A 6,872-nucleotide genomic window follows, 5' to 3' on the forward strand; every position below is an offset into this window, starting at 1 on the left:
GCCGGCACTCAGGCTTCCAGCGCTTCATACAAGGCCATCCATTCCGCTTCCAGCGTTTCCTTCTCGCGGCGCAGTTCGGCCTGCTGCTGGCCCAGCTTCATCAAGGCCGCGGTGGGGCCGTTGTAGGTGCCCGGGTCGGTCAGCTTCGCTTCCAAGGCCGTCAGTTCGGCGTCGATCGCGGCCATGCGTGTCTCGATCTTCTTCACGCGCTGGCGCGAGGCTTTTTCGTTGTCGCGTTGCGCGGCGGCACTGCGACGACGCTCTTCGGCGGACTCGACCGGCGCCGCCGGCTTCGCCTCGGCCTTGGACTTGGCGGCCTTCTTGTTTGCCGCGCCGCGCGAGCGCAGCCAGCGCGCGTAGTCGTCGAGGTCGCCGTCGAACGGCTCGACCACGCCATCGGCCACGCGCCAGAAACTGTCGCTGACCATGCCCAGCAGGTGGCGGTCGTGCGAGACCAGTACCAGCGCGCCGTCGAAGTCGGCCAGCGCGTCGGCCAGTGCCTCGCGCATGTCGAGGTCGAGGTGGTTGGTGGGTTCGTCCAGCAGCAGCAGGTTCGGCTTGTCCCAGGCGATCAGCGCCAGCGCGAGGCGCGCACGCTCGCCGCCGGAGAAGCCGTCCACCGACTCGAAGGCGCGGTCGCCGGCGAAGTTCCAGGTGCCGAGGAAGTCGCGCAGCGCCTGCGCGGCCACGTTCGGCGCCTTGTCCTGCAGGTGGTCGAACGGACTGCGCCCGGCCTGTAGGCTTTCCACCGTGTGCTGGGCGAAGTAACCGATCTTCAAGTCCTTGTGCGCCTTGCGCTCGCCACCCATCGGAGCCAGTTCACCAACCAGGGTCTTCACCAGGGTGGACTTGCCCGCGCCGTTGGGGCCGAGCAGGCCGATGCGCTCGCCGGCTTCGAGGCGGAAGCGCACGTCGCGCAGGATGATCGTGGCCGCGCGGCTGGCCGTCTCGTGGCCGGGCAGATGGTCGTCGCCCTCCTCGCGCGAGCCGGCCGGGTAACCGGCGACGACTTCCTCCAGCTGCAGCATGGAATCGGGCACGCGGTCGGGCTGGGCGAACTGGAAGTGGAATGCGCGCTCGGCGCGCACCGCCTCGGTGCCGGCCATCTTCTCCAGCCGCTTCATGCGCGACTGCGCCTGCTTGGCCTTGCTGGCCTTGGCCTTGAAACGGTCGATGAAGCTCTGCAGGTGCGCGCGCTCGGCCTGCTCGCGTTCGTGGGCGATCTGCTGCTGGCGCAGCTGCTCGGCGCGCAGGCGCTCGAACGCGCTGTAGTTGCCGGTGTAGAGGCGCGCGCCGCCATCGACCAGGTGCAAGGTGTGGTCGATCACGCCGTCGAGGAATTCGCGGTCGTGCGAGATGATCAGCAAGGTGCCCTGGTAGCGGCGCAACCACTCCTCCAGCCACAACACGGCGTCAAGATCCAAGTGGTTGGTGGGCTCGTCGAGCAGCAGCAGTTCGGAGGGCGCCATCAGCGCACGCGCCAGGTTCAGCCGCACGCGCCAGCCTCCGGAGAACTCCTTCACCGCGCGTTCGTGCGTCTCCGGCGCGAAGCCCAGGCCATGCAGCAGGCGGCCAGCGCGGGCACGGGCGTCGTAGCCGTGCAGCTCCTCGATGCGATGGTGGGCGCGCGCCATGGCTTCGGTATCGCCACGCGCGTCGGCGTCCAGCTCGTCGCGCAATGCGCCCGCCAACTCCACGTCGCCGCCCAGCACGTAGTCGATCGCCGGGTCGGGCAGCGCAGGCGTCTCCTGCGCCACCGAGGCCAGGCGCAGCTTCGCCGGCAGGCCGATGTCGCCGGCGTCGGCCTCGACCTGGCCCTGCAGGGCCGCGAACAGGCTGGACTTGCCGCAGCCGTTGCGGCCTATCACGCCCAGCCGCCAGCCGCCCTGGATCACCAGGTCGATGTCGGACAGCAGCAGGCGGCTGCCGCGGCGCAGGGCAAAATGGCGGAACGCGATCATCGGGACACTTCAATCAGGGCGATTCGGCCGCCCATGATAACGGCTATGGCGGTCACACCCGCTGCAACAGCCCGTGGATAGTCGCAAACAGTTCTGCTACAACGGCGCAGCATCGCCTTGCGCGGAGAGGGGACCATGTTCAAGCATCGCTACAGCCTGCCCTTGCTGGCAGCCATCGCTTTCGGCGCCGGCGGCCTTGCCGTGCCGCAGCCCGCCCATGCCGACAACCTGCTGATCCATCGCGTGCAGCAGGAGAAGGGCATGAACCTGCCTGTGCGCGGCATGAGCATGGCCCAGGTCGAGAAGAAGTACGGCGCGCCGCAGCGCAAGCTCTCGCCGCGCGGCGGCGACACCAGGAAGCACCCGGTGATCAACCGCTGGGAATACGCGGACTTCATCGTCTACTTCGAGCACGAGCACGTGATCCATGCCGTGCTGAACACTCCGGCCGGCAACAACACCAACCCCGCCGCGGCGAACTGAGTGGCCTGAACCAGACGCGCCCCGCGACGGCGCGGGGCGCGTTCTTTTGTGCGCCAGCCGCCGTACTCTCGTAAACTTCGCGGCCCGATGCCATGCCGGCATCGATCCGATACGCACGAGAGTTTCGTCATGACCGAACCCCGCTGGCGCCTGCCCGCCGAATGGGAACCGCAAGCCGCGGTGCTGATCGCGTGGCCGCATGCCGGCACCGACTGGGCCGAGCGCCTCGCCGAGGTGGAAACCACCTACGTGGCGCTGGCCGCGGCGATCACACGTTTCCAGCGGCTGGTCGTGGTGGTCGCCGATGCCGACGTGCGCGCCCATGCCGAGACGCTGCTGCGGGCAACTGGCGTCGAGCTTTCGCGCATCCGCTTCGTCGAACTGCCCTACGACGACACTTGGTTGCGCGACTCCGGTCCGATCACGCTGAACGCCGCCGACGGCCGCTTCCAGCTCGCCGACTTCCGCTTCACCGGCTGGGGCGGCAAGTTCGGCGCCGAACAGGACGACGCGCTGATCGCGGGCCTGGTCGCGAACGGCGTGTTCGGCGAGGCCTCGCACCGGCGCATCGACTGGGCGCTGGAAGGCGGCGCCATCGAGAGCGATGGCGCCGGCACCGTGCTCACCACCTGGAAGTGCCTCCACCAACGCCACCCCGAGCAGAGCCGCGAGGCGATGGACGCGATCCTCATGGACAGCCTGCATGCGCAGCGCGTCCTGTGGCTGGACCACGGCTATCTGGAAGGCGACGACACCGACGCGCACATCGACACCCTCGCCCGCTTCGCGCCGGGCGATCGCATCGTGTACCAGGCCTGCGACGACGCCAGCGACAAGCACCACGGCGAACTCGCGCGCATGGGCGCGGAACTGGCCGCATTGCGCACCGTCGACGGTCGTCCGTACACGCAGCACCCACTGCCGTGGGCGCAGCCCATCCTCGACGAAGGGCGCCGCCTTGCCGCCTCCTACGCGAACTACCTGGTCGTCGACGGCGCCGTGCTGGTGCCGGCCTACGGCGACGCGGCCGACGACGCAGCCGCGCGCATCATCGGCAGCGCGCATCCCGGTCGAGAAGTGGTGCAGGTGCCCTGCCGTCCGCTGATTTGGCAGAACGGCAGCCTGCACTGCATCACCATGCAGCTGCCGGCCGGGCTGGTGTGATCCTCAACTGCCGTTGTCATTGTCCGCGGTGGGCTTGCCATTACGGAAGAACCGCTCGCGCACTTTTTCCTCGTCGTGGTAGTGCGTGTACGGCTTGAGCAGGTCGTAGCGGGTGACCATGCCGAGCAGCGTGCGACGGTCCGGGCCGACCACCGGGATGCGGTCGAGTTTTTCCACCGCGGCGCGCACGGCAACGCTCTGGCAGCTTTCACCCGCCAGCGCGACCACCGGCTCCTTGCCCAGCACGTCGACCAGCCGCGCACTGCCGGCGGGTTCCTCCCTGAGCCAACGCTGCACGTCCTGCCGGTTGACCACGTTGAGCAGACCACCGTCGGCATCCAACACTGGAAACGCGCGGTATTGCTGGTCAGCGCCGAAATAGCGGTCGGCCAATTCGCGCACGCTGAGTTCACCGGGCACGGTGACCATCTCCGTGGTCATCACCTCGCGCACCGGGATGTGTTCGAGCCGATCGACCGTGTACTCGCGGAAGATGTCCAGCCCGCGCCGCGCGATCTTCTCGGTGAGGATCGAGCGCTTCATCAGGAACACGCTGACGCCGTAGGCCGTGGTGCAGGACACCAGCAGCACCGGCAGCGCACTGGCGTTGTGGGTGAGCTCCAGCGCGAACATGATCGAGGTGAACGGTAGGCGCATCACGCCAGCCAGCATCGCACCCATGCTGAGCAACGGCCACAGGAGCGGATCGCCACCCGGGAACACCATCGCCTCCAGCCCGCCCAAGCCTGCGCCCAGCGACAGCAGCGGCGCCAGCACGCCGCCGGAGGTACCCGAGCCCAGGTAGATCACCCACATCAGCGACTTCACCAGCATGAACACCAGGATCGCCGTGCCCACCAGCTGGCCGGTCAGCAGCCGGTCGATCACGTCGTAACCCACGCCAAGCGTCTGCGGATCGATCACGCCACCGACGCTCACCGCCACCGCGCCGATCAGCGGCCACCACATCCAGTGCACCGGCAGACGGTGGAACGCGTCCTCGGCGCGGTACACCAGGGCGGTGAGCAGCGTGGCCAACAGGCCGGCGAGGAAGCCGCAGACCGCCGCCAGCCCGAACGTCGGCAGGCTCACCTCGAACGTCATCGCGAGCGGAAACAGCGCACCGGGGCCGAGCAGCCACATGCGCAGCGCGTCGGCCACGAAGCAGGCGATCGCCACCGGGATCGTGCTGCGCGGACGCAGCTCGAACAGCAGCAGCTCCACCGCCAGCAGGGTCGCCGCGATCGGCGTGCCGAAGGTGGCCGCCATGCCGGCGCAGGCACCGGCCACCAGCAGGGTGCGGCGCTCCATCGAGGTGAGGTAGAACATCTGGCCGAACAGCGAGCCCATCGCGCCGCCGGTCATGATGATCGGCCCCTCGGCGCCGAACGGGCCGCCGGTGCCGATCGCGATCGCCGCCGACAACGGCTTCAGGATCGCCACCTTCGCCATCATCTTGCTGCGGCGGAACAGGATCGCCTCCAGCGCCTCGGGTATGCCGTGACCGCGGATGCGGTCGCTACCGTAGCGCGCCATCATTCCCACCAGCAGGCCACCCAGCAGCGGCGCCAGCACGATCGCCCACACCGGCGCGTGCAGGCCTGGGGCGATGAACGCGAAGGAGAACTGCTGGCGGAACGCCAGGTTGGTGACCAGGCCGATCATCCGGTACAGCACCCAGGCGACGAAGGCCGCGGCGACGCCCACGAAAATGGCCATCAACGAGAGCTTGAGGATGCTGACGCTGGGGCGGAAATCGCTCTGGCTCAGCGTGTCCTGCTTCCAGCGCTCGTACTTGCACAGCAGCCAGGTGGTGACGACGTTCATGCGGCACCCCCGCCACCGATGCCGCAGCATCGGATCGTGCGTCCGTCGGCATTGCCCATCGGCCATCTCCGTCAGGGAAGCATTGCTGCACAAGCATCGCCGTGATCCAGAGTAGCGGAAGCGTGTCGCGACGGCCCCGGAGGGCGCCCTTGTTACACTAGGCGACGCAAACCCTCACGCCGAATCGCCCATGACCCGCAAGATCCTGAAAGCCGCCCTGTTGCAGGAAACCGACCGCGGCAGCCGCGACGCCAACCTCGACGCGATCGAGGCCGGCCTGCGCGAGGCCGCGAAGGCAGGCGCCGAACTGGTGCTGCTGCAGGAACTGCACAACGGCCCGTACTTCTGCCAGCACGAATCGGTCGAGCTGTTCGACCTGGCCGAGAGCATCCCGGGCCCGAGCACGCAACGCATCGGCCCGCTGGCGGCGGAACTCAAGCTGGTGGTGGTGGCCTCGCTGTTCGAGAAACGCGCGGCCGGGCTATACCACAACACCGCCGTGGTGTTCGACCGCTCGGCGGCGATCGCGGGCAAATACCGCAAGATGCACATCCCCGACGATCCGGCGTTCTACGAGAAGTTCTACTTCACGCCGGGCGACCTCGGCATCGAACCGATCGACACCTCGGTGGGTCGCCTCGGCGTACTCGTCTGCTGGGACCAGTGGTACCCCGAGGCCGCGCGCCTGATGGCGCTGGCCGGCGCGGAACTGCTGCTCTACCCCACCGCGATCGGCTGGGATCCGAACGACGCGCAGGACGAGAAGGATCGCCAGCGCGAGGCCTGGGTCACCGTACAGCGCGGCCACGCGGTGGCGAACGGCTTGCCGCTGCTGGCCTGCAACCGCACCGGCTTCGAGCCCGATCCATCGGGCGTGGGCGCGGGCATCCAATTCTGGGGCACCAGCTTCGTGGCCGGGCCGCAAGGCGAATTCCTCGCGCAGGCTGGCACCGACCAGCGCGAGTTGCTGCTCGCCGAGATCGACATGCAGCGCAGCGAACACGTGCGCCGCATCTGGCCATTCCTGCGCGACCGCCGCATCGATGCTTATGCGGATTTGCTCAGACGCTTTCGCGACTGAAGTTTTACCGCAGCGACAAGTGGGCAGCGAGCGGGGTGCAAAGCAGGCGCCCAAGCCTTCGGACGGAAGCTCATCTGTGGGAGCGCTCGCGCGACGAGGTTCCTGGCGAAAGCTCCGTCGCGCCCAAGGGCGCTCCCACAAGGTTCGGCGCGCGGCCTGCCAAACCTCGGCCCCGTGGGTCGGGATTCATCCCGACCGGGCTTGCCGGGAACCTGGTGTCGGGATAAATCCCGACCTACGCCGGGGCCGCCTTTGGAGCGCTGACGCACGACGAAACCCGACCACGGCAACACATCCGACTTGCTTCGCACAGGGCGCATCCCCATGCTTGAGAACTCCCCGTGACCGGCACGCCC

General features: G+C 68.3%; 5 protein-coding genes. 3 read left to right on the forward strand and 2 right to left on the reverse strand.

Annotated elements, in window-relative coordinates; translation table 11 throughout:
* Positions 1-8: 8 nt before the first annotated feature.
* On the reverse strand, positions 9-1,961 hold the full coding sequence (gene abc-f, locus B0E52_RS17695; RefSeq protein ID WP_077485919.1) for a ribosomal protection-like ABC-F family protein: 1,953 nt from the start codon (positions 1,959-1,961) through the stop codon (positions 9-11).
* A gap of 135 nt (positions 1,962-2,096) precedes the next feature.
* On the opposite strand from abc-f, the gene B0E52_RS17700 reads away from it, so the two are divergent.
* Together B0E52_RS17700 and B0E52_RS17705 are read left to right on the forward strand one after the other, a co-directional pair.
* Complete coding sequence (locus tag B0E52_RS17700) at positions 2,097-2,444, forward strand: hypothetical protein (RefSeq protein WP_077485921.1); 348 nt, start codon at positions 2,097-2,099, stop codon at positions 2,442-2,444.
* A 129-nt stretch (positions 2,445-2,573) separates the two neighbouring features.
* Positions 2,574-3,608: an agmatine deiminase family protein gene (locus tag B0E52_RS17705; protein ID WP_077485924.1), complete on the forward strand. Its 1,035-nt coding sequence runs from the start codon at positions 2,574-2,576 to the stop codon at positions 3,606-3,608.
* 3 nt (positions 3,609-3,611) lie between these two features.
* Here the strand turns inward: B0E52_RS17705 and B0E52_RS17710 are convergent, their stop codons facing one another.
* The gene (locus B0E52_RS17710; protein ID WP_077485926.1) at positions 3,612-5,435 is read right to left on the reverse strand and encodes a chloride channel protein; all 1,824 of its coding nucleotides are present in this window, start codon (positions 5,433-5,435) and stop codon (positions 3,612-3,614) included.
* 190 nt (positions 5,436-5,625) lie between these two features.
* Here B0E52_RS17710 and B0E52_RS17715 point away from each other — a divergent pair, with 190 nt between their 5' ends.
* Entirely contained in the window at positions 5,626-6,516 is an 891-nt protein-coding gene (locus B0E52_RS17715; RefSeq protein ID WP_077485928.1) for a carbon-nitrogen hydrolase, read from the forward strand.
* Positions 6,517-6,872: the final 356 nt, after the last annotated feature.

Source organism: Rhodanobacter sp. C06 (genome assembly GCF_002001105.1).
In the GTDB taxonomy this organism is placed as follows: Bacteria; Pseudomonadota; Gammaproteobacteria; order Xanthomonadales; family Rhodanobacteraceae; genus Rhodanobacter_A.

Bases quoted from the DNA above. Each gene is read 5' to 3' on its own strand.
- B0E52_RS17700 (WP_077485921.1), top strand. From the start codon at position 2,097: ATGTTCAAGCATCGCTACAGCCTGCCCTTGCTGGCAGCCATCGCTTTC.
- abc-f (WP_077485919.1), bottom strand. From the start codon at position 1,961: ATGATCGCGTTCCGCCATTTTGCCCTGCGCCGCGGCAGCCGCCTGCTG.
- B0E52_RS17710 (WP_077485926.1), bottom strand. From the start codon at position 5,435: ATGAACGTCGTCACCACCTGGCTGCTGTGCAAGTACGAGCGCTGGAAG.
- B0E52_RS17705 (WP_077485924.1), top strand. From the start codon at position 2,574: ATGACCGAACCCCGCTGGCGCCTGCCCGCCGAATGGGAACCGCAAGCC.
- B0E52_RS17715 (WP_077485928.1), top strand. From the start codon at position 5,626: ATGACCCGCAAGATCCTGAAAGCCGCCCTGTTGCAGGAAACCGACCGC.